General features: G+C 62.9%; 23 protein-coding genes and 1 tRNA gene. 19 read left to right on the top strand and 5 right to left on the bottom strand.

What is annotated here, in order from left to right:
- Positions 1-69 precede the first annotated feature (69 nt).
- From B0O95_RS10655 to B0O95_RS10670, 4 genes are read right to left on the bottom strand one after another with little or no spacing between them, the layout of a single operon-like run.
- Positions 70-573: an RDD family protein gene (locus tag B0O95_RS10655; protein ID WP_233203293.1), complete on the bottom strand. Its 504-nt coding sequence runs from the start codon at positions 571-573 to the stop codon at positions 70-72.
- Positions 570-1,382 carry a DUF3106 domain-containing protein gene (locus tag B0O95_RS10660; protein WP_104077881.1) on the bottom strand — a complete coding sequence of 271 codons (813 nt, stop codon included), beginning with the start codon at positions 1,380-1,382 and terminating at the stop codon, positions 570-572. Before B0O95_RS10660 ends, B0O95_RS10655 begins: the two co-directional genes overlap by 4 nt.
- A gap of 24 nt (positions 1,383-1,406) precedes the next feature.
- Positions 1,407-1,829, bottom strand: a complete 423-nt coding sequence (locus B0O95_RS10665; RefSeq protein ID WP_104077882.1) for a DUF3619 family protein — start codon at positions 1,827-1,829, stop codon at positions 1,407-1,409.
- Entirely contained in the window at positions 1,826-2,389 is a 564-nt protein-coding gene (locus B0O95_RS10670; RefSeq protein ID WP_104077883.1) for an RNA polymerase sigma factor, read from the bottom strand. The genes B0O95_RS10665 and B0O95_RS10670 overlap by 4 nt, the downstream gene beginning before the upstream one ends.
- A gap of 331 nt (positions 2,390-2,720) precedes the next feature.
- Between B0O95_RS10670 and B0O95_RS10675 the strand changes: the two genes are divergently transcribed.
- The 6 genes from B0O95_RS10675 (at position 2,721) to B0O95_RS10700 (ending at position 9,777) form a co-directional block, all read left to right on the top strand.
- Positions 2,721-4,490, top strand: a complete 1,770-nt coding sequence (locus tag B0O95_RS10675; protein WP_104077884.1) for an acetolactate synthase 3 catalytic subunit — start codon at positions 2,721-2,723, stop codon at positions 4,488-4,490.
- A gap of 115 nt (positions 4,491-4,605) precedes the next feature.
- Positions 4,606-5,097, top strand: coding sequence for an acetolactate synthase small subunit (gene ilvN, locus B0O95_RS10680; protein ID WP_104077885.1), 492 nt, complete (start codon positions 4,606-4,608; stop codon positions 5,095-5,097).
- An 82-nt stretch (positions 5,098-5,179) separates the two neighbouring features.
- On the top strand, positions 5,180-6,196 hold the full coding sequence (gene ilvC / locus B0O95_RS10685; RefSeq protein ID WP_104077886.1) for a ketol-acid reductoisomerase: 1,017 nt from the start codon (positions 5,180-5,182) through the stop codon (positions 6,194-6,196).
- Between the two features lie 153 nt (positions 6,197-6,349).
- A complete protein-coding gene (locus B0O95_RS10690; RefSeq protein WP_104077887.1) occupies positions 6,350-6,988 on the top strand; it encodes a phosphatidylserine decarboxylase in 639 nt (212 codons plus the stop codon).
- A gap of 19 nt (positions 6,989-7,007) precedes the next feature.
- Positions 7,008-7,994: a CDP-diacylglycerol--serine O-phosphatidyltransferase gene (gene pssA / locus B0O95_RS10695; RefSeq protein WP_104077888.1), complete on the top strand. Its 987-nt coding sequence runs from the start codon at positions 7,008-7,010 to the stop codon at positions 7,992-7,994.
- 238 nt (positions 7,995-8,232) lie between these two features.
- Positions 8,233-9,777, top strand: a complete 1,545-nt coding sequence (locus B0O95_RS10700; protein WP_104077889.1) for a 2-isopropylmalate synthase — start codon at positions 8,233-8,235, stop codon at positions 9,775-9,777.
- 232 nt (positions 9,778-10,009) lie between these two features.
- On the opposite strand, the gene B0O95_RS10705 is transcribed toward B0O95_RS10700, so the two are convergent.
- Positions 10,010-10,552: a hypothetical protein gene (locus B0O95_RS10705; protein WP_104077964.1), complete on the bottom strand. Its 543-nt coding sequence runs from the start codon at positions 10,550-10,552 to the stop codon at positions 10,010-10,012.
- Between the two features lie 284 nt (positions 10,553-10,836).
- On the opposite strand from B0O95_RS10705, the gene B0O95_RS10710 reads away from it, so the two are divergent.
- From B0O95_RS10710 to nuoF, 13 genes are all read left to right on the top strand, one after another.
- Complete coding sequence (locus tag B0O95_RS10710; protein WP_233203301.1) at positions 10,837-12,144, top strand: branched-chain amino acid ABC transporter substrate-binding protein; 1,308 nt, start codon at positions 10,837-10,839, stop codon at positions 12,142-12,144.
- A gap of 97 nt (positions 12,145-12,241) precedes the next feature.
- Entirely contained in the window at positions 12,242-12,511 is a 270-nt protein-coding gene (gene rpsO, locus B0O95_RS10715; protein ID WP_076786415.1) for a 30S ribosomal protein S15, read from the top strand.
- A gap of 275 nt (positions 12,512-12,786) precedes the next feature.
- Positions 12,787-14,970 (top strand): polyribonucleotide nucleotidyltransferase, encoded by a 2,184-nt coding sequence (gene pnp / locus B0O95_RS10720; RefSeq protein ID WP_104077890.1) that lies wholly within the window; start codon positions 12,787-12,789, stop codon positions 14,968-14,970.
- Between the two features lie 155 nt (positions 14,971-15,125).
- Positions 15,126-16,130 carry an NAD(P)H-quinone oxidoreductase gene (locus B0O95_RS10725; RefSeq protein ID WP_104077891.1) on the top strand — a complete coding sequence of 335 codons (1,005 nt, stop codon included), beginning with the start codon at positions 15,126-15,128 and terminating at the stop codon, positions 16,128-16,130.
- A 105-nt stretch (positions 16,131-16,235) separates the two neighbouring features.
- Positions 16,236-17,027 carry a triose-phosphate isomerase gene (gene tpiA, locus B0O95_RS10730; protein WP_104077892.1) on the top strand — a complete coding sequence of 264 codons (792 nt, stop codon included), beginning with the start codon at positions 16,236-16,238 and terminating at the stop codon, positions 17,025-17,027.
- Positions 17,028-17,032: 5 nt separating this feature from the next.
- Complete coding sequence (gene secG, locus B0O95_RS10735; RefSeq protein ID WP_104077965.1) at positions 17,033-17,425, top strand: preprotein translocase subunit SecG; 393 nt, start codon at positions 17,033-17,035, stop codon at positions 17,423-17,425.
- A gap of 164 nt (positions 17,426-17,589) precedes the next feature.
- Positions 17,590-17,674, top strand: a tRNA-Leu gene (locus B0O95_RS10740).
- A 165-nt stretch (positions 17,675-17,839) separates the two neighbouring features.
- Entirely contained in the window at positions 17,840-18,199 is a 360-nt protein-coding gene (locus B0O95_RS10745; protein ID WP_076786423.1) for an NADH-quinone oxidoreductase subunit A, read from the top strand.
- Positions 18,200-18,258: 59 nt separating this feature from the next.
- Positions 18,259-18,738 (top strand): NuoB/complex I 20 kDa subunit family protein, encoded by a 480-nt coding sequence (locus B0O95_RS10750; RefSeq protein ID WP_076786425.1) that lies wholly within the window; start codon positions 18,259-18,261, stop codon positions 18,736-18,738.
- A gap of 15 nt (positions 18,739-18,753) precedes the next feature.
- Complete coding sequence (locus tag B0O95_RS10755) at positions 18,754-19,356, top strand: NADH-quinone oxidoreductase subunit C (RefSeq protein WP_104077893.1); 603 nt, start codon at positions 18,754-18,756, stop codon at positions 19,354-19,356.
- Positions 19,357-19,439: 83 nt separating this feature from the next.
- A complete protein-coding gene (locus tag B0O95_RS10760) occupies positions 19,440-20,693 on the top strand; it encodes an NADH-quinone oxidoreductase subunit D (RefSeq protein WP_104077894.1) in 1,254 nt (417 codons plus the stop codon).
- Positions 20,694-20,814: 121 nt separating this feature from the next.
- Positions 20,815-21,291 carry an NADH-quinone oxidoreductase subunit NuoE gene (gene nuoE / locus B0O95_RS10765; RefSeq protein ID WP_104077895.1) on the top strand — a complete coding sequence of 159 codons (477 nt, stop codon included), beginning with the start codon at positions 20,815-20,817 and terminating at the stop codon, positions 21,289-21,291.
- Positions 21,288-22,613, top strand: a complete 1,326-nt coding sequence (gene nuoF / locus B0O95_RS10770) for an NADH-quinone oxidoreductase subunit NuoF (protein ID WP_104077896.1) — start codon at positions 21,288-21,290, stop codon at positions 22,611-22,613. The genes nuoE and nuoF overlap by 4 nt, the downstream gene beginning before the upstream one ends.
- Positions 22,614-22,672: the final 59 nt, after the last annotated feature.

The following is a 22,672-nucleotide window of genomic DNA, read 5'->3' on the forward strand; positions in this document are numbered from 1 at the left end:
GACCTCTTACAGAGACGAGCGCCGGCAACAGACGGCGCGTTCGTCGCGAACGGGAACATGACGTTCTTATTACGGGGCAGCGACAAGGCGCGTGCCGGCCAGCCGGTCATGCAACCATTGCCGGTCCGGATCCAGCCATTGCGTGCTGGCCCATAGCGTTATCCACACGGACAGCGCGAGCAGCGTGTGCGGCACCGACCCTCCGAGCACCGAATGGAGCGCCAGCGGCGGCAGGAACCATAGCCAGGCAAGCACGTACCGCAGCATTGCTCGCCCCACACCGACCGGTGCGAGCGCATGGTTGACGAGCCGCAGTCGCCAAGTTTTCATCGGCAATGTCTGACCGCCATGGGTCCAAAACCAGACGAAATACGCGCCGACGACGAGGGTGATCCAGCCAGCCAACAGATTGTGATGCGTTAATCCATTGCGTTGCTGGGTCAGCGTGCTGAATAGGTAGCCGGCAATAAAGACGACGCCGAACAGAATGACGCCTTCGTAGACCGCGCACAGCAGGCGGCGCCACAGGGATGGGGCGCGGCCATGAGGCACGTGTTCACGCGGCAGTTTCACTGCGCGTGATCGTTGAAGAACCACGGCACCGACTGCGCCGGCTTTTCCGGCTCGGTTTGTGAGCCGGCGGCCGGGGGAGATGTCAACGCAGCGGCCGACGCCGATGGTGCCGGGTTGGCGTCAGGCGACGTGCCTGGACCGCCCGGCGCCGTACTGGCCGAGGCGCCGGCGCGTGGCGCAGCCGCGGCGGCATCGGTGCGCTCGCGCGAGCGCTCGAGCTTGCCTAGGTCTTTGATTTCACGCTTACCGCTCGGCGGCGCGCTGACCACGGTCGGGCGTCGTGCTTTCTCGGCGGCCGCCAGCTTGCGCTTCAATTCGTCGGGCAATTGCTGATAGGCGCTCCACGCCTTTTCGCGTGCCTGTACGGAGAGTTCCTTGGACAACTGGTAGTTCTCACGCGCGACGCGCCGCTGCTGTGGCGTCATGCGGAGCCATTCGGCCATTCGTTGATGCAGTCGCTGCTGCTCTTCTGTGCGCATTTTTGGATATCTGGCTGCGATTTTCAGCCATTTCCGCTTGCGCTCGGCGCTGAAATGATCCCATTGGGGTGCCAGCGGCGCCAGCGCGTCGCGCTGCGCCGCGGTAAGGCGGGCCCAGGACAGCGGGTTGGCCGCATCGGCTGCCATGTCGGCAACGGCAGCGTGGCTCGCCACCGCTGCCACCCCGCTGCCGACCGGCGCTGGCGCGGCGTCAGACGGCAACGCTCGAGACGACGATGCCGGGTGAAAGCGCGGATAGGTTGCCATGAACGCGGCAAGTGCAGCAATCACACCCGCATAGACCATAGCCAAACCGCGCTTGTTACTCATCCGACATTGCTCCTGGTTGGCGTGTCAGTGCCCGTGCGACAGGTATGCGTGAAAGCCGTGGTCCAAGTAGGCGGACAGCGGCAGCTCGTCGCTGAGCATGGCTGCGTCGATGGCGGCGATGTCGGCTAGGTGCTGCTGGTTTTCCCAGTAGCGGATCGCGGCGAGACCGCACACCAGCGCTAGTAGCGGCCAGACCAGGGCTAGGCGGCTCCAGCGGGCGCGCTTGCGCGCGCCGACGGCGTTCGTTGGCACGTTGCCGGCGCCGGCCAGCGCCGGCACGTATACCGGCCGCCTGTGGGTATCGGGTTTCTTTCTCGCAAGCGCTACCTGTCGCGCGGCTGCTAGCCGGTCCGTCGTCGCGCGCGGCAGGCGCGCCGCGCCCTCGTCGAGCGCTCGGCGCACTTTCAGTGCGAATTCGATTTCTTTTGTTTCAGATGCGCAGCTCATAGTGTGATTCCTTTCGCCTTCAGCGCGACAGCCAGCGCGTGCGTGGCCCGTGAGCAATGGGTCTTGACGCTGCCCTGCGAGCAGCCCATCGCGGCGGCGGTTTCGGCGACATCCATATCTTCCCAATAACGCATCAGAAACGCTTCGCGTTGACGCGCGGGCAGTTTTTGGATCTCCTCGTCGATCAGCGCGAGCACCTGCTCCCGCTCAAGCCGGTCGGCGCTGTTCTCGACCGCGGTCGAATTGTCCGAGGCTTCGTAGGTTTCCAGCACGTCGAACTCGTCGTCATCGCCGTTGCCCAGCGACGAAAACAGGCTGACCCACGTGTTGCGCACCTTCTGGCGGCGAAAGAAATCGTGGGTCGCGTTCTGCAGAATGCGCTGGAACAGCAGCGGTAGCTCGGCCGCAGGCCGCTCGCCGTATTTCTCGGCGAGCTTGATCATCGCGTCCTGGACGACGTCCAGCGCGGCGTCGTCATCGCGCACCGCATACGCGACATGCTTGAATGCGCGCCTTTCGACGCCCGCCAGGAAATCGGCGAGTTCCTTGTCTGATGCCATCCTTGTGGAATTCGGCGCGACAGGTGACGCGTGACGCGCGGGAAGTGAATTGCCGGCTAGCCCGCGCCATCGGGGGCGTGCCAACACAACAAAAACGTAAAAACCCGCGGATGCTAGCAAAAAAAAAGGCCTTGTGGGAAGCCGGCATTTTTTGCTTGACCCTTGTTGCGCGACTCGATATGGTGATAGATTCGCAAGACGCTGTGATTGTCTCATTGAGGCGATGCTCACAAAGCTCGCATTCTCTCTAAGACGCGCCGCTTGAACCCGAGCCACAAGCCCGGTAGAGAGCCCCCGATCAATTTTTTGCCGAAAATTCGAAAGGTGAACGATGAATATGCCAAGCGCGGAATGCTCTACGTCGGATATCTCCCCTCCTGCTGGAACCGAAACCGGCTCGATCGGCGCGACCGTGCTGATGCGCGCGCTCGCTGACGAAAATGTCGAATTCATCTGGGGATATCCGGGCGGCTCGGTACTCTACATCTACGACGAACTATACAAGCAGGACAAGGTCCAGCACGTGCTGGTGCGCCACGAGCAAGCCGCGGTGCACGCCGCGGACGCCTACGCGCGTTCTACCGGCAACGTCGGTGTGTGCCTGGTGACCTCCGGGCCCGGTGTGACGAACGCGGTGACCGGCATCGCCACCGCATACATGGACTCGATTCCGCTGGTAGTCATCAGCGGCCAGGTGCCGACGGCGGCGATCGGCCAGGACGCGTTCCAGGAATGTGACACGGTCGGGATTACGCGGCCGTGCGTGAAGCACAACTTCCTCGTGAAGGACGTGCACGAACTCGCCGCGACGGTCAAGAAGGCGTTTCACATTGCCCAGAGCGGCCGCCCCGGGCCGGTGCTGATCGACATCCCGAAGGATGTGTCGAAGGCGCCGTGCCACTACGAGCCGGTCAAACACATTGCGCTGCGCTCGTACAACCCGGTCACGAAGGGTCATTCAGGCCAGATCCGCAAGGCGGTCGCACTGCTGCTGTCTGCGAAGCGCCCTTACATCTATACCGGCGGGGGGATCATCCTGGCCGAGGCCTCGCGCGAGTTGAACCAGTTCGCGGACCTGCTCGGCTACCCGGTCACCAACACGCTGATGGGCCTGGGTGGTTATCGCGCGACGGATCGCAAGTTCCTCGGCATGCTCGGCATGCATGGCACGTACGAGGCCAACATGACGATGCAGCACTGCGACGTGCTGATCGCGATCGGCGCCCGCTTCGACGACCGCGTCATCGGCGACCCAGCGCATTTCGCGAGTACGCCGCGCAAGATCATCCATATCGATATCGACCCCTCATCGATTTCCAAGCGAGTGAAGGTTGACATCCCGATTGTGGGCGACGTGAAGGAAGTGCTCAAGGATTTGATCGAGCAGTTGCAGAACGCGCCGCACGGCCCGGACGGTGCCGCGTTGGACGTGTGGTGGCAGCAGATCGAGCAGTGGCGTGCCCGCGATTGCTTGAAGTACGACCGCGACAGCGAGATCATCAAGCCGCAGTACGTCGTCGAGAAGCTCCACGAGCTGACCGGCGGCAACGCGTTCGTGTGCTCGGACGTCGGTCAACATCAAATGTGGGCTGCGCAATTCTACCGCTTCGACAAGCCGCGCCGCTGGATCAATTCCGGGGGGCTCGGGACGATGGGCTTCGGTCTGCCGGCTGCGATGGGCGTGAAGATGGCGCATCCGGACGCCGATGTGGTGTGCATCACCGGTGAGGGCTCGATCCAAATGTGCATCCAAGAGCTGTCCACATGCAAGCAGTATGAGACGCCGGTCAAGATCGTGTCGTTGAACAACCGCTACCTGGGCATGGTCCGTCAGTGGCAACAACTCGAGTACAACAAGCGCTATTCGCATTCGTACATGGACGCACTGCCGGACTTCGTAAAGCTTGCCGAAGCATATGGCCATGTTGGCCTGCGTATCGAGCGCAGGGCGGACGTCGAGCCGGCGTTGAAGGAGGCGTTGCGGCTCAAGGATCGTACCGTGTTTCTCGATTTCCAGACCGACCCGACCGAGAACGTCTGGCCGATGGTTCAGGCCGGCAAGGGCATCACCGAGATGCTGCTCGGCGCAGAGGACCTGTGACGAAGCGCGCGTCGGCGCGCGCGAAGGCGGTGCTGCACGCGTTGCCACACGCGACGCGCGGTGTGTCGCGGGCAGCGCCGGGCGCAGGGACATCGAAACTGGAAAGAGAAACGAGATGCGACACATTATTTCCGTGCTGCTGGAGAATGAACCCGGTGCGTTATCGCGCGTGGTCGGACTGTTCTCGGCGCGTGGCTACAACATTGAAACCTTGACCGTCGCGCCGACCGAGGACCGCTCGCTGTCGCGCATGACGATCGTGACGATTGGCTCGAACGACGTGGTTGAACAGATCACGAAGCATTTGAACCGCCTGATCGAGGTGGTAAAGGTGGTCGACCTGACCGAGGGCGCCCACATCGAGCGCGAACTGATGTTGATCAAGGTGCGGGCGGTCGGCAAGGAAAGGGACGAGATGAAGAGGATGTCGGATATTTTCCGCGGCCGCATCATCGACGTCACCGAGAAGACCTACACGATCGAGTTGACCGGGGCCAGCGGCAAGCTCGACGCATTCATCGACGGGATCGACGCCACGGCGATCCTGGAGACGGTACGCACCGGCGGCTCGGGCATCGGCCGTGGCGAGCGGATTTTGAAGGTTTGACCTGTTCTGGTGCCGCGGCGGGCAGCGCGGCATCGGGGGCAATGAACACTGAATCGAAGTGACAATACACGAAGGAAATCACATGAAAGTTTATTACGATAAGGACGCCGATCTCTCGCTGATCAAGGATAAGCAAGTCACGATCATCGGCTACGGCTCGCAAGGCCACGCGCATGCGCTGAACTTGCGCGACAGCGGTGTGAATGTGACGGTGGGGCTGCGTCGCGGCGGCGCGTCGTGGGCGAAGGCCGAGACCGCCGGCTTGAGCGTGAAGGAAGTGGCTGAAGCGGTGAAGGGCGCCGACATCGTGATGATCCTGCTGCCGGACGAGCAGATCGCCGACGTCTACAAGCGCGACGTGCATGAGCATATCAAGCAAGGCGCGGCGCTCGCGTTCGCGCATGGCTTCAACGTGCACTATGGCCAAGTGGTACCGCGTGCCGACCTGGACGTGATCATGATCGCACCCAAGGCGCCGGGCCATACGGTGCGCGGCACCTACACACAGGGTGGCGGCGTGCCGCATTTGGTCGCGGTCGCGCAGGACAAGTCGGGCGCGGCGCGCGACATCGCACTGTCGTATGCGGTGGCCAACGGCGGTGGCCGTGCGGGCATCATCGAGACGAACTTCCGAGAGGAAACCGAGACCGACTTGTTCGGCGAGCAGGCCGTGCTGTGCGGTGGCACGGTCGAGCTGATCAAGGCCGGCTTCGAGACGCTGGTCGAGGCAGGCTACGCGCCTGAGATGGCGTACTTCGAATGCCTACATGAGTTGAAGCTGATCGTCGACCTGATCTACGAAGGCGGCATTGCGAACATGAACTACTCGATCTCGAACAACGCCGAGTACGGGGAATACGTGACCGGCCCGCGCGTGATCACCGACGAGACGAAGAAGGTAATGAAGGACGTGTTGCGTGACATCCAGACCGGCGAGTACGCGAAAAGCTTCATCCTCGAGAACCGCGCCGGCGCGCCGACGCTGCAATCGCGGCGGCGCCTGACGGCCGAACACCAGATTGAGACGGTTGGCGCGAAGCTGCGTGCGATGATGCCGTGGATCGCGAAGAACAAGCTGGTCGACCAGTCGAAGAACTGATCACGCGCTTGCGCCACACGCGCGCCACCGCGCGTTCGAGCCGCCTGAGGCGTCATGCCAGGGCGGCTTTTCTTTATTCGCCCACAGGCCGCGGGCGCGACAGGCGGCCGGGGTTTGCTATCCTTCTATTTTCTTAGAACTGGCGTTGCCTATATGACTTATCCTCACCCGATCATTGCCCGCGAAGGCTGGCCCTTCATCGCTGTCGCGTTCGTCGTGACGTTGCTGATCCATGCATTCGTGGGCTTCGGCTGGGCGTGGCCCTTCTGGCTGCTGACGCTGTTCGTCGTGCAATTCTTTCGCGATCCGCAGCGGCCGGTGCCGCAGCAGCCGAATGCCGTGTTGTGCCCGGCCGACGGACGAATCGTCGCGGTCGAGACTGCACACGATCCGTACGTGAACCGCGACGCGCTGAAGATCAGCGTGTTCATGAACGTGTTCAATGTTCATTCGCAACGCTCGCCGGTTGACGGTGCGGTAACCCAGGTCGAATATTTCCCCGGCGCCTACCTGAACGCAGCAATCGACAAGGCGTCGCTGGAGAACGAGCGCAACGCGATCGTGCTGCAGACCGCGGACAATCACATTGTCACCTCGGTGCAGGTGGCCGGATTGATCGCTCGACGCATCCTGTGCTACGTGCGCACCGGCGAGCCGCTCGCCCGCGGCCAGCGCTATGGCTTCATCCGCTTTGGCTCGCGCGTGGACGTCTATCTGCCGTTGGGCAGCAAGCCGCGGGTGTCGATCGGCGAGAAGGTGCAGGCGTCGGCGACGATCCTGGCCGAGCTTTAAGCGGCGCAAGGAGGGCTTAATGGCTGGTTTCAAACCGCGACGCCCGCGTGCGGGCGGGCCGCGCCTGGCGCGTGCGTTCCGGCGCAACCGCACGGTGCAAGAGCAGATCGCGCGGCGCAGCCTGCGGGCCGCGCGCCAACAATTGCTGCGCAAACGCAGCGTCTACCTGCTGCCCAATGCGTTCACAACCGCTGCATTGTTCTGCGGTTTCTTCGCCGTGGTACAGGCGATGAACGTGCGCTTTGAGATCGCCGCGATCGCCATCTTCGTCGCGATGGTGCTGGATGGCATGGACGGCCGCGTGGCGCGCATGACGCATACACAAAGTGCGTTCGGCGAGCAGTTCGACAGCCTGTCGGACATGGTGTCGTTTGGTGTTGCGCCGGCCCTGGTGATGTACGAGTGGGTGCTCAAGGATCTGGGCCGCTGGGGGTGGCTTGCCGCGTTCGTCTATTGCGCCGGCGCCGCGCTGCGCCTGGCACGCTTCAATACGAACATCGGTGTGGTCGACAAGCGCTATTTTCAGGGCCTGCCGAGTCCGGCCGCTGCCGCGCTGGTGGCCGGCTTCGTGTGGCTGGCGACCGATAACCGGGTGCCGCTCAAGCTCGGCTGGCTGCCATGGGTCGCATTTGGCCTGACGATCTACGCGGGCGTTACCATGGTCTCCAATGCGCCGTTTTACAGCGGCAAGGCGCTCGACGTCCGGCATCGGGTGCCGTTTGCGGCGATCCTGCTGGTCGTGGTCGCATTCGTACTCGTGTCGTCTGATCCGCCGCTGATGCTGTTCGGCCTGTTTGTATTGTACGGTTTGTCTGGCTATGTGCTGTGGATGTGGCGCACGATGTCGCGCAAGCCCAATCCGGTCGCGTTGGGTGCTGCCAAGCCGGCCGCCCACGAGCCCATCACGGATAAGGAGTCGGGCAGGGCGCGCGCGGCGGAAAGATCTGCGGAGCACATCACAAACAAGGCGGTGGACAACGAGCGCCGCGCAGACAAGCGGCCATAGTCATCGACTATTGGCCGATGGCGCGGTTAGGTCGCGTTGCACGTTGACCTAATTGACGCTATAGTCGTCCGAATCAATATGGCTGCACGGCTTCTACCCTCTCTACCGGTCGGCGTGTCTATCGCGCTGAATCGATTCTGCCTCCGCTTCGTCTCGCCTGTTCGTACCGGCGTCACCTGCGGTGCGCCGATAGAGGATGTTGCCGCTTACCCCCACTGATTCGAGTCCGGAGACTGACATGGCAGACAAGTTGATCATATTCGACACGACGTTGCGTGATGGCGAGCAATCGCCGGGCGCGTCGATGACGAAGGAGGAGAAGCTCCGCATCGCACGACAGCTCGAGCGCATGAAGGTGGATGTGATCGAGGCGGGCTTCGCGGCCAGTTCGAACGGAGATTTTGGCGCGATCCAGGCGATCGCCTCGCAGGTCAAGGACAGCGTGATCTGCTCGCTGGCGCGCGCCAATGACAAGGATATTGCGCGTGCGGCCGAGGCGCTTAAGCCGGCGGAGCGGTTCAGGGTCCATACATTCATCGCGACCTCGGCGCTGCATATGGAGAAGAAGCTGCGCATGACGCCGGAGCAGGTGTACGAGCAGGCGCGGCTGGCAGTGCGTTTTGCCCGGCAGTTCACGGACGACATTGAGTTTTCGCCGGAGGACGGCAGCCGCTCGGACATGGATTTCCTGTGCCGGGTGCTGGAGGCGGTGATCGCGGAGGGCGCCACCACGATCAACATTCCGGATACCGTCGGCTATGCGGTGCCGGACGGCTATGCGGCGCTGATCCGGCAGATCCGCGAACGGGTGCCGAACTCGGACAAGGCGGTATTCTCAGTGCACTGCCACAATGATTTGGGCATGGCGGTGGCGAACTCGTTGGCGGCGGTGAAGCTGGGCGGCGCGCGGCAGATTGAGTGCACGGTGAACGGGCTTGGCGAGCGGGCCGGGAACACGTCGCTTGAGGAAGTGGTGATGGCGGTGAAGACGCGCCGTGACTACTTCGGGCTGGAAGTGGGCATCGACACGACGCAGATCGTGCCGGCCTCGAAGCTGGTGTCGCAGACGACGGGCTTTGTGGTGCAGCCGAACAAGGCGGTGGTGGGCGCCAATGCGTTTGCGCACGCGTCGGGGATTCATCAGGACGGGGTGCTCAAAGCGCGGGACACGTATGAGATCATGCGTGCGGAAGACGTGGGCTGGAGCGCGAACAAGATTGTGCTCGGCAAACTGTCGGGCCGCAACGCGTTCAAGCAGCGGCTGCAGGAATTGGGGGTAGCGCTGGACAGCGAGGCGGAATTGAACGCCGCGTTCGCGCGCTTCAAGGAACTGGCCGATCGCAAGGCGGAGATCTTCGACGAGGATATCTTGTCGATCGTCAGCCAGGAGGCCAGTGCCGCGCACGATCACGAGACTTATCGGTTCGTGTCGTTGTCGCAGCATTCGGAAACCGGTGAGCGGCCGCACGCGAAGGTGGTATTCACCGTCGACGGTAGCGAGACGACCGGCCAGGCGCACGGCAACGGCCCGGTCGATGCGACGTTGCATGCGATCGAGTCACGGGTCAATAGTGGTGCGGAATTGATACTGTATTCGGTCAACGCGATCACGGCCGGCACGCAGGCGCAAGGCGAGGTGACCGTGCGGTTGGCGAAGGCGGGGCGTATCGTCAATGGCGTCGGCACCGACCTAGACATCGTCGCCGCGTCGGCAAAGGCCTATATTGCGGCGTTGAACAAGCTTGATCCGAGCGCCGAAAAGCTCAATCCGCAGCGCTCGTAACGGTGCGGCCGCACGTCGCACGCTGCCATTCGTGCCGCACGTTGCATGTCACCATCCGTGCCGTGCCGTGCCGTGCCGTGCCGTGCCGTGCCGTGCCGTGCCGTGCCGTGCCTTGCGGCGCGCCGCCGTCCGTCTCGCGCGGCGCTGCTCGTCGGCTCGCCCGCGCTCGGACGTGACGTCGCTGCCTGCCGCCGACACCGGCGTGGTCGCCGTCCGCGCTGGCGCGGCGCCGCTAAAACAGGAAGCGCCGGCGCTCTGGATCGTGCAGCGGGTCAGGCGTCTTCTGCGTGAGCCGCAACACACCGGCGTCGTCGAAGTAGAAGTGGTACAACTGGTACCAGACGCCGTCATCCATATAGCGATAACTCCACACTTCCCGCTTCATCCTCGGGAAATAGGCGGTTTCCTCCGGCTTGCCGAAGCGGATCAGCACATCGTTCTTCGTCCATTTGCCGACCTTTGCTTGGTAGAATTCGCTGTTCTGCAACACCTGCCGCACGTCAACGACCTTGCCCGTGCCGTCGACGTCGGCCGCCGTTGTCGTTTCGCCCATCGGCTGGGTCGGCCACATCAACCGTTTGCCCCCATTGGGCAGGTCATACACTTCACGAGGTGCGCCGAGCCGCGCGATCAGCATCGACGCATCGTCACCGGGCTTGAAGCGTTGCCAGGGCTGTACGCAACCGCACAGCGCCAGCACGGCAAGACCGGCGGCGACTCGTGCTCGAGCGGGCGCGGCCCAGGCCGACCACGCGAGCGAATCCGATAATGACATGGTCCGAACTCCTTCTTCCATTGCAGCAATTTTGCCATGCATTGACGCAAAAGATCGCATTGGTCTTGCCGCGTGAGGGCGCGCTGGCCTATGATCCGCGCTTTGATGTGAACGGCGAGGACCGGATGGGCAGCAAGTGGCGCGGACAGGATCGGATGAACGGACGTGTAGGGGATTTGCCGGCGGGCGGGCCCCTGGCTGTGGCGCGCCGTGCGCAGGGGCGCATCGCGCAGTCCGTGCGTGCCGGATGGCGGCGCTTGCGCGGCGTGGCCGTAGCATTGCCGATGTCGATGACACTTGCCTGCGCGGCATACGCGCAGGCAAGCGCCGCGGGCGCGACGTCCGCGCCCGGCCCGGGTTCGGCGCAGCGCGCGCTGCCTGCCGGCGGGCCGACCGGCGCGCCGGTGCGGCTCGCACTGATCGAAGGGATGTCCGGCGCGTTTGCGAATGCGGGCGCGGCAGTCGAGCGCAATCTGCGCTTTGCGATCGAGCGGGTCAACGCCCGCGGCGGGGTGATGCTGCGAGACGGCGCGCATCCGCTGCAGTTGGTTGTGCTGGACAGCCGAGGGGCCACGGACGAGGCGCTGGTGCAGTTGCGCGCCGCCGCCGACGCGCGGATTGCTTTCGTGCTGCAAGGCAATAGCTCCGCGGTGGCCGCGGCGCTGATCGCCGCGATCAACAAGCACAATGTGCGCGAACCCAACCGTCGCATGCTATTGCTGAACTACTCGGCCGATGATCCGGCGCTGACCGAGAACGACTGCAGCTTCTGGCATTTCCGCTTTGACGCGCACGCGGGCATGCGGATCAACGCGTTGACCGAGGTGATGCGCCGCGACTCGTCGCTGAAGAAGGTTTATTTACTTAACCAGGATTACAACTTCGGCCGCCAGGTGAGTTCGCTGGCCCGCTCGGCGCTCGCCGCGCAGCGGCCCGACGTGGCGATCGTGGGCGACGAGTTTGTGCCGGTGGGTCGGGTCAAAGACTTTGCGCCGTATCTGGCAAAGATCCGGGCGAGCGGCGCTGACGCGGTGCTGACCGGCAATTGGGGCAACGATCTGACGCTGCTGGTGCGCGCGGCGCGCGAGCAGAACCTGAAGCTGCGGTTCTACACCTTCTACGGCAACAGTCTCGGCGCGCCGGCGGCGCTCGGCGATGCCGGCGTAGGCCGCGTGATCGCGGTGGCGGACTGGCATCCGAATGTGGGCGGGGCGGCGTCCGACGCGTTCTACGCGGCATTCCGGGCGCGGTATCCGGCGCCGTTGGACGATTATCCGTTGCTGCGAATCAGCGTGATGATTGACATGTTGGCTCGCGCGCTCACGCACGCTGGTTCGGACGACGCATTGGCGGTGGCGACCGCGCTGGAAGGCGCGCGCGCCGGCTACGGCAGTGGTTTCCATCCGTCGTGGATGCGTGCCGACGATCACCAACTAATCCAACCCCTTTACGTTATGCAGATGGAGAAGGCGGGGACCGCACACGTGCGCTTTGACAATGAAGGTTCCGGCTATGGTTTTCGCACGCTGCTGACGCTCACGCCTGAGCAGACGGTGCCGGCCAGCACGTGCCGGATGCGCCGTGTGCGCTGATCCTAGACTGCCCCAGCTATGCTACAATTAGCATCTAGCTGTAAACCCACGGCACGGCCTTTCTTCCGTGACCGCCTGTTGATCAATAAAGGAAATCATGTCTGTAGCGAATATCAACAAATCGGAAGTCGTCGCGCAATTCGCGCGCGGTACGAATGACACCGGTTCCCCGGAAGTGCAGGTTGCGTTGCTCACGAGCCGTATCAACGAGTTGACGGTGCACTTCAAGGCTCACATGAAGGATCACCACAGCCGTCGTGGTCTGTTGCGCATGGTGAGCCGCCGCCGCAAGCTGCTCGACTACCTGAAGGCCAAGGATGCTGACCGCTATCGTGCGTTGATCCAGAAGCTGGGTCTGCGCAAGTAAGTGGCTCGATGGCAGACTTCTGCCTGCTACATGCAAAAGATGCCTGCGTCAGCATGCTGATGCAGGCATTTTATTTTTAGCGTTTCCGGTGTGATGCGTTCCGCACGTGCGCGTGCGACCGTCCGGCAAGCGAAGCGGGGTTTTGTGTCATTCCAGCGCGGCAGCGGTGCCGCTGTCGCGCTGGAATGGCATAACACTTCCCTGTTTCGAGCGGCTGGCAACGGTTGAGGAACGGTCGATGGACCGGCCGCGCGTAGGCGCGGCGTCTCGAAGGAGTGAAAATGTTCAATAAGATCGTTAAAGAATTCAAATGGGGTCAGCACAACGTGCGGCTCGAAACGGGCGAGATCGCCCGTCAGGCAAGCGGTGCGGTGATCGTCGATGTCGAGGACACCGTCGTGCTTGCGACAGTGGTGGCGGCCAAGGCGGCCAAGCCGGGCCAGGACTTTTTCCCGTTGACCGTCGACTACATCGAGAAGACGTATGCGGCCGGTAAGATTCCGGGCGGCTTCTTCCGTCGCGAAGGCCGTCCTTCCGAGGGCGAGACATTGATCTCGCGGCTGATCGACCGCCCTCTGCGTCCGCTGTTCCCGGAAGGCTTCTACAACGAAGTGCAGGTCGTGATCCATGTGCTGTCAATTAACCCGGACATTCCGGCGGACATCCCGTCGATGATCGGTGCATCGGCGGCGTTGGCGATCTCCGGTATTCCGTTCAATGGGCCGATCGGCGCGGCGCGTGTCGCCTATATCGACAATCAGTTCGTGCTCAATCCGACCCGCTCGCAGTCCAAGGCATCGAAGTTGGACCTGGTGGTCGCCGGTACCGAGCGCGCGGTGCTGATGGTCGAGTCCGAAGCGGACCAGTTGCCGGAGGAGGTGATGCTTGGCGCGGTCGTGTTCGGTCATGAGCAGATGCAGGTGGCGATCGACGCGATCCACGACCTCGTTAAGGAAGGCGGCAAGCCTGAATGGGATTGGCAGCCGGCGCCGAAGGACGAAGCGTTGATTGCGCGCGTGACGGAGTTGGCGTTTGCCGAGTTGCAGGCGGCATACCAGATCCGGCAGAAACAGCAGCGCTCGGCCAAGCTGAAGGAAGTGTATGCGGCGGTCACGGCCAAGCTGGCTGAACAAGCCGTGGCAGCCGGGACGGCCATCGTCGATGCCGCGACGGTCGGCAACATCCTGTTCGATCTTGAGGCGAAGATCGTGCGCAGTCAGATCCTGAACGGCGAGCCGCGTATCGACGGGCGCGACACGCGCACCGTGCGTCCGATCGAAATCCGAACCGGCGTACTGCCGCGCGCGCACGGCTCGGCGCTGTTCACCCGTGGCGAGACGCAGGCGCTGGTGGTCGCCACGCTTGGCACGAAGGGCGACGAGCAGATCATCGACGCGATCGAAGGCGAATATCGCGAGCGTTTCATGCTGCATTACAACATGCCGCCGTTCGCGACCGGCGAAACGGGCCGTGTCGGCTCGCCGAAGCGCCGCGAGATCGGTCACGGCCGGCTCGCCAAGCGCTCGCTCGTCGCGTGCCTGCCGGGCGATGATGAGTTCGGCTACACGATTCGTGTCGTGTCTGAGATTACCGAGTCGAACGGCTCATCGTCGATGGCGTCGGTGTGCGGCGGTTGTCTGGCGCTGATGGACGCGGGTGTGCCGATGAAGGCGCACGTGGCGGGCATCGCGATGGGGCTGATCCTGGAGGACAACAAGTTCGCGGTGCTGACCGACATCCTGGGCGACGAGGACCACCTGGGCGACATGGACTTCAAGGTGGCGGGTACTGCGCAGGGCGTGACCGCGCTGCAGATGGATATCAAGATCCAGGGCATCACGAAGGAAATCATGCAGGTCGCCCTCGCGCAAGCGAAGGAAGGCCGCTTGCACATCCTGGACAAGATGACCTCGGCCGTGCCGTCGACGAACACGCAGCTATCACAGTTCGCGCCGCGGATGATCACGATGAAGATCAATCCGGAAAAGATTCGCGATGTGATCGGCAAGGGCGGCTCGGTGATCCGGGCGCTGACGGAGGAAACCAGCACGACGATCGACATCTCCGACGACGGTATCGTGACCATCGCGAGCACAAGCTCCGAGGGCATGGCCGAGGCGAAGAAGCGCATCGAGAACATCACGGCGGAAGTGGAGGTCGGCCAGATCTATGAGGGCGCGATCCTGAAGCTGCTGGATTTCGGCGCGATCGTGAACATCCTGCCGGGGCGCGATGGCCTGTTGCATATTTCCGAGATCGCGAACGAGCGGATCAAGGACATCAACGACTACCTGAAGGAAGGCCAGCAGGTGAAGGTCAAGGTGATCCAGACCGACGAGAAGGGCCGGGTACGGTTGTCTGCGAAGGCGCTGCTCAACGAGGCGCCGGCTACGCCGCCTGCAACGCCGCCCGCAACGCCAGTGATACCGCCTGCGACGCCACCGGCGGAGCAGGAATAACGCGACCAGGGCGGCGGTCACCACGCGGGTCTGACAAGGTCGCGCGCGGTGGCGCCGCCGCGCCGCATTCGGTTCGCACGGCCGGAGTGCTTCGCGCACTGCCGGCCGTTTTTCTTTATCATCGTCGTCAACCTGACGACCACGCAGAGTTCCGCATGAAAGCGATCGAGATTACCGAATACGGTGCCCCCGACGTATTGAAACCCGGTGAGCGCCCGATACCAGAACTCAAGCCCGGCGAAGTGCTGATCAAGGTTGCGGCAGCCGGGGTGAACCGCCCGGACGTTTTCCAGCGCACCGGCAATTATCCCGTGCCGCCGGGCGCGTCGGACATTCCCGGCCTGGAAATCGCTGGCGAAATCGTCGATGGCGACCTCGGCGGTGCGAATAATCCGTTTGGCCTGACGCGCGGGCAACGCGTGTGCGCGCTGGTGCAAGGCGGTGGATACGCCGAGTATGCAAGCGCGCCGCTCGCGCAGTGCCTGCCCGTGCCAGCGGGCTTGTCGGACGTGCAGGCCGCGTCGTTGCCCGAGACGTTCTTTACCGTCTGGAGCAATGTGTTTGATCGCGCTCGGCTGGGTGCAGGCGAGGGCGGTCCCGACGAGGCGCTGCTGGTACAGGGCGGCTCCAGTGGTATCGGCGTGACCGCGATCCAGCTCGCGCATGCGCTTGGTCATCGGGTTTTCGCCACGGCCGGCAACGCACAGAAGTGCGCCGCGTGCGAAGCGCTGGGCGCCGAGCGGGCGATCAACTACAAGGCCGAGGACTTTGTCGCCGTCGTCAAGTCGTTGACCCATGATCGCGGTGTCGACGTGATCTTGGACATGGTGGGCGGCTCCTATGTAGGCCGCGAATTGAGTGCGCTGGCCGAAGGTGGCCGCATCGTGCTGATCGCATTGCTCGGCGGTGCCAACGCGCAGATCAACTTGGGCGAGGTATTGCGCCGGCGCTTGACGTTAACCGGCTCGACGCTGCGGCCGCGGCCGGTGGCGTTCAAAGCCGCCATCGCCGCGCAATTGCACGAGCGGGTGTGGCCGCTAATCGAGCAGGGCGCGATCAAGCCGGTGATCCACCAGGTGTTTCCGGCCGAGCAGGCGGCCGCGGCGCACGCGATGATGGAGAGGGGGGAGCACATCGGGAAAATCGTGCTGACCTGGTGAGCCATGCCGGTTTGACCGCGACTCGCGCTGCACAGTAGAATTGCACGTTTGTGCACGGCTTTTGCTTATTGACTGACGCCTGCGCGTCACAGATCCACGAGACCCATGTCGAAGCAACAACGATCGAAGCTGGTAGTCGGAAACTGGAAGATGCACGGCCGCGTCGCCGACAACGATGCGCTGCTGCACGCGCTCGTGCAACGCGTGGCGACACTCGGGCCGCAGGTGCGGCTCGGCGTGTGTGTGCCGCATCCGTATCTCGCGCAGGCCCAGGCGCGTCTTGCCGGCACGCCAATCGCGTATGGCGCGCAGGATGTATCCGCGCACACGCAGGGCGCGTATACGGGTGAGGTCGCCGCTCCAATGGTCGCCGAGTTTGGCGCGACGCTGGCGATCGTCGGTCACTCGGAGCGCCGCGCGTTGCATGCGGAATCGTCGGAGTGGGTGGCGGCTAAGGCGCAGCGCGCACTCGAGGCCGGTATCACGCCGATCGTTTGCGTCGGCGAAACGCTGGATGAGCGGCAGGCCGGGCAGACCGACAGCGTTGTGCGTGCGCAGCTTGCAGCGGTGCTCGACGTGCTGGACGAGGCCGATGTGGCGCGGCTGGTTGTGGCATATGAGCCGGTTTGGGCCATTGGTACCGGACAGAGCGCGACGGCGCAGCAGGCGCAGCAGGTCCACGCCGCGTTGCGGGCGCAGCTCACGGCCAAAGGGGGCGTGCAGGTACCGCTGCTGTATGGCGGCAGCGTGAAGCCGGGCAATGCACAGGAATTGTTTTCGCAAGCGGATATCGACGGCGGCCTGATTGGTGGCGCATCGTTGTCCGCGACCGATTTCCTTGCGATCGGCGCGGCGGCAGCCGCGGCACTCGCCGGGGATCCGGCTTATTCTAGGTGATGCAAATGTTGTTCTTGAAGACGTTGATTATCGTGGTGCAGGTGCTGTCGGCGCTCGGCGTGATCGGGCTCGTTTTACTGCAGCATGGCAAGGGTGCCGACATGGGCGCGGCATTCGGCAGCGGGGGATCGGGCAGCTTGTTCGGCGCCAGCGGCTCGGCCAACTTCCTGTCGCGTACCACGGCAGTCCTCGCCACCGTGTTCTTCGTTAGCACGCTCGCGCTGACCGCGCTGGGTAGCTACCGTCCGAAGACCGGCGGCGGCTTGTTAGGCGGTGCGGCGCCACTGGCGGCGAGCGCGCCGGCAGCGGGTTCGGGTCCGGCTTCCGGTGTCGCGGCGCCGGGCAGCGCAGCGTCGTCTGCGGCCGCGTCCACGCCGGGACAGGATGTGCCGAAATAACGCGAAAGTTGGCAAAACTATGTTTCCTGCGGTGTGCAGAAAAACGTGTTTTGTGCGTTGAACAAACGACCTAACCAAGTTACAATTGAAATCTTGAAGCGATTCGCGGTAACAGTGGTAACGAAGGGCTAACGCTCCGAGTGGCCTCCCGGATTGCAAACAGTGCCGACGTGGTGAAATTGGTAGACACGCTATCTTGAGGGGGTAGTGGCGCAAGCCGTATGAGTTCGAGTCTCATCGTCGGCACCAACGTTATCCAATGCCAGCCGCTTGCATTTACGCTTCGGCTGGCATTTATTTTTTAAGCGCTGTTTCCGTCACGGTGTTGCGGCTTCGAAGTGACGCATCCGCGCAGTATCCTGGTCGGAGCGGTCGGGCCGGCCGACACCTTGAACCAACCGATAGAGGATAGTCTTGAACCTCGCTGCCTATTTCCCCGTCCTGCTGTTTCTTCTCGTGGGCCTCGGTTTGGGGATTGCTTTGGTCGGTATCGGCAAGCTCCTGGGTCCGAACAAGCCGGACAGCGACAAGAATTCCCCGTACGAGTGTGGTTTCGAGGCGTTCGAAGACGCGCGCATGAAGTTCGACGTGCGCTACTACCTGGTTGCTATTCTCTTCATCATTTTTGATTTGGAAACGGCCTTTCTGTTCCCTTGGGGCGTTGCGTTGCGCGACATCGGTTGGCCGGGCTTCATCGCGATGATGATCTTCCTGCTCGAGTTCCTGCTGGGCTTCGCCTATATCTGGAAACGTGGTGGCCTGAACTGGGAATGAACGCAAATCACGCTTGAATGTCGGGTGCAAGGCTTGCCGCCCGTCTGGAGTTGAAAGCAATGAGTATCGAAGGGGTCTTGAAGGAAGGCTTTGTCACCACGACGGCTGACAAGCTGATCAACTGGACGCGGACCGGTTCGCTGTGGCCGATGACGTTCGGGCTCGCCTGCTGCGCGGTTGAGATGATGCATGCCGGCGCTGCACGCTATGACCTGGACCGTTTCGGTGTCGTGTTCCGACCGAGTCCGCGTCAGTCCGATGTCATGATCGTGGCCGGTACGCTGTGCAACAAGATGGCGCCTGCGCTGCGCAAGGTCTATGACCAGATGGCCGAGCCGCGCTGGGTGATCTCGATGGGCTCTTGCGCGAATGGCGGTGGCTACTATCACTACTCGTACTCAGTCGTGCGCGGATGTGACCGGATCGTGCCGGTCGACGTGTACGTGCCCGGCTGCCCGCCGACCGCCGAGGCGCTGGTCTACGGCGTGATCCAGTTGCAGGCGAAGATTCGTCGCACCAACACCATCGCCCGGTCGTAACGCGGAGTTCCCCACATGGCAAGCAAACTCGAGATCCTGAAGGCGAACCTCGATCAGTCGCTCGGCGACAAGCTGAAAAGCGCGACGGAGTCACTCGGGCAATTGACGATCGTCGTCGCCGCTAGCGATCTGATCGACGTCGCGACGCGGCTGCGCGATGACCCGGCGCTTGGCTTCGAGCAATTGAGCGACCTGTGCGGCGTCGATTATTCGACGTATGGCGATGGCGGATACGACGGCCCTCGCTTTGCCGCAGTGTCGCATCTGCTGTCGATCCGCAACAACTGGCGACTGCGCTTGCGGGTCTTCGCGCCGGACGACGATGTGCCGATTCTGCCGTCGCTGATCGACGTGTGGAATTCGGTGAACTGGTACGAGCGCGAGGCGTTTGATCTGTACGGGATCGTGTTCGAAGGCCATCCCGATTTGCGTCGGATCCTGACCGACTACGGTTTCATCGGCCACCCGTTCCGCAAGGATTTCCCGCTGTCCGGTTATGTCGAGATGCGCTACGACGCGCAAGAAAAGCGCGTTGTCTACCAACCTGTGACGATCGAGCCGCGCGAGATCACGCCGCGCGTGATTCGCGAAGAACGCTATGGCGGCCTCAAGCACTGATCGCCTGCCAGGCCGGCTGCGGACCGTTTGCGCGAGCGCATGCCGTCCGTCCGAGTCATTGAATTTCTAGTAAGCCCGTGAACATGGCTGACATCAAGAACTACACGCTGAACTTCGGTCCCCAGCATCCGGCAGCGCACGGCGTGCTGCGCCTCGTGCTCGAGTTGGACGGCGAGGTGATCCAGCGTGCCGATCCGCACATCGGTTTGTTGCATCGCGCGACCGAAAAGCTGGCCGAGCACAAGACGTTCATCCAGTCGGTGCCGTACATGGATCGCCTCGACTACGTGTCGATGATGGTCAACGAGCACGCGTATGTGATGGCGATCGAGAAGCTCGTCGGTATCGATGTGCCGATCCGGGCCAAGTACATTCGCGTGATGTTCGACGAGATCACGCGAATTCTGAATCACTTGATGTGGATCGGCGCTCACGCGTTGGATGTCGGTGCGATGGCGGTGTTCTTGTACGCGTTCCGCGAGCGCGAGGACTTGATGGACGTCTACGAGGCGGTGTCCGGCGCGCGCATGCACGCGGCGTACTATCGGCCGGGTGGCGTCTACCGCGATCTGCCGGACGCGATGCCGCAGTATAAGGCGTCGAAGATCCGCAACGAAAAGGCGCTCGCCCGGCTCAACGAGAATCGTCAGGGTTCGCTGCTCGATTTCATCGAGGACTTCACGAACCGCTTTCCGGGCTACGTCGATGAGTACGAGACGCTGCTGACCGACAACCGGATCTGGAAGCAGCGGCTGGTTGGCATCGGCGTCGTCACGCCGGAGCGCGCGCTGCAACTGGGCATGACCGGCCCGATGCTACGCGGTTCGGGCGTTGAATGGGACTTGCGCAAAAAGCAGCCGTACGAGGTCTATGACCAACTCGATTTCGACATTCCGGTCGGCGCGAGCGGCGACTGCTATGACCGATACCTCGTGCGCGTCGAGGAGATGCGCCAGTCGAACCGGATCATCAAACAGTGTGCTGCATGGCTGCGCAAGAATCCGGGCCCGGTGATGGTCGACAATCACAAGGTCACGCCGCCGTCGCGGCTGAACATGAAGTCGAACATGGAGGAGCTGATTCACCATTTCAAGCTCTTCACAGAAGGCATGCACGTACCCGAGGGCGAAGCGTACGTCGCCGTCGAGCACCCGAAGGGTGAGTTCGGTATCTATCTGGTGTCGGACGGCGCGAACAAACCGTACCGGCTGAAAATCCGCGCGCCCGGCTATGCGCATCTGTCTGCGCTTGACGAAATGGCGCGCGGTCACATGATCGCCGACGCGGTCACGATCATCGGGACACAGGACATCGTGTTCGGCGAGGTCGACCGGTAGCGTAACCGCTTGGAGCATCGCGCGTGGCGCGATGCTGTCGTATCAAGGAGCGTCAGGTCTGTCGGTAATGGTCCGCCGGCAGGTTTTCGTTCGGTAAGCATTGAATGAGTCGTGTCTGAAAATGATCTCAGCTGAAGGCCTCAAGGAAATCGATCGCGCGGTGGCGAAGTACCCCGCCGGTCACCAGCAGTCCGCCGTGATGGCGGCGCTTGCGATTGCGCAGCGAGAGCAGGGCTGGCTGTCGCCGGAGCTGATGCAATTCGTCGCCGACTATCTGAAGATGCCGGCGATTGCGGTACAGGAAGTCGCGACGTTCTACACGATGTACGAGACCGCGCCAATCGGTCAGCACAAGATCACGTTGTGCACGAACCTGCCGTGCCAACTGGGCGGTGCAGAAGAGACCGCGGAATATCTGAAGCAGAAACTGGGAATCGATTTTGGCGAAACGACGCCGGACGGCAAGTTCACGCTGAAGGAAGGCGAGTGCTTCGGCGCCTGTGGCGATGCGCCGGTGGCGTTGCTGAACAACCATCGGATGTGCAGCTTCATGAGCCGCGAGAAGATCGACCAGTTGCTCGAGGAGCTGTCCAAATGACGTCTTTGCACGATCGGCATATCAATCCGCTGATTCTCGCGGGCCTGAACGGCGAGAACTGGCATTTGCAGGACTATGTCGCACGCGGTGGCTACCAGCAACTGCGCCGCATCCTCGAACAGAAGATCCCGCCGGAGCAGGTGATCGCGGACGTAAAGGCGTCTGGCCTGCGCGGCCGTGGCGGTGCAGGGTTCCCGACGGGACTCAAGTGGAGCTTCATGCCACGTCAGTTCCCCGGGCAGAAGTACCTGGTGTGCAACTCCGACGAGGGCGAGCCCGGCACGTTCAAGGACCGCGACATCCTGCGCTGGAATCCGCACGCATTGATCGAAGGCATGGCGATTGGCGCGTATGCGATGGGTATTACCGTCGGCTACAACTACATTCACGGCGAGATCTGGGAAGTCTATGAGCGCTTCGAGCAGGCACTGGACGAGGCACGTGCCGCCGGCTATCTCGGTCATAACATCCTGGGAAGCGGGTTCTCGTTCGAATTGCATGCGCACCACGGCTATGGCGCCTATATTTGCGGCGAGGAAACCGCGCTGCTCGAGTCGCTCGAGGGCAAGAAGGGACAGCCGCGCTTCAAGCCGCCGTTCCCGGCCAGCTATGGCGCGTTCGGCAAGCCGACGACGATCAACAACACCGAGACGTTCGCGGCGGTGCCGTTCTTGCTGGCGATCGGTCCGCAGCAGTACCTGGAGCTGGGCAAGCCGAACAACGGCGGCACGAAGATTTTCTCAGTGTCCGGCGACGTGAACCTGCCGGGCAATTACGAAGTGCCGCTCGGCACGCCGTTCGCGAAGTTGATGGAGCTGGCCGGCGGCGTGCGCGGCAAGATCAAGGCGGTGATCCCGGGCGGCTCATCGGCGCCGGTGGTGCCAGGCGAACAGATGATGCAAACCGACCTGGACTACGACTCGATCGCGAAGGCCGGCTCGATGCTCGGCTCCGGCGCGGTGATCGTGATGAACGATACGCGTTGCATGGTGCGCTCGCTGCTGCGCCTGTCGTACTTCTACTACGAGGAGTCGTGTGGGCAGTGCACGCCGTGCCGTGAGGGCACCGGCTGGCTGTATCGGGTCGTGCATCGGATCGAGCATGGCCAGGGGCGCCAGGAAGACCTGGACCTGCTGAACTCGGTCGCGGAGAACATCATGGGCCGCACGATCTGCGCGTTGGGCGACGCAGCGGCGATGCCGGTGCGCGGCATGTTGAAGCATTTCTGGAACGAATTCGAATATCACGTCGAGCACAAGCATTGCCTCGTTCCGACGCAAGGCGGCATACAACGCGATACAGCGCTCGCCGCGACCGCGTGAGCGGGCGCCGCAAGTCGCCACGGCCCGCCGTGAGCGGGTGCACAGGATTAGGTTAGGGA

The sequence above is a fragment of the Mycetohabitans endofungorum genome (assembly GCF_002927045.1).
GTDB lineage: Bacteria > Pseudomonadota > Gammaproteobacteria > Burkholderiales > Burkholderiaceae > Mycetohabitans > Mycetohabitans endofungorum.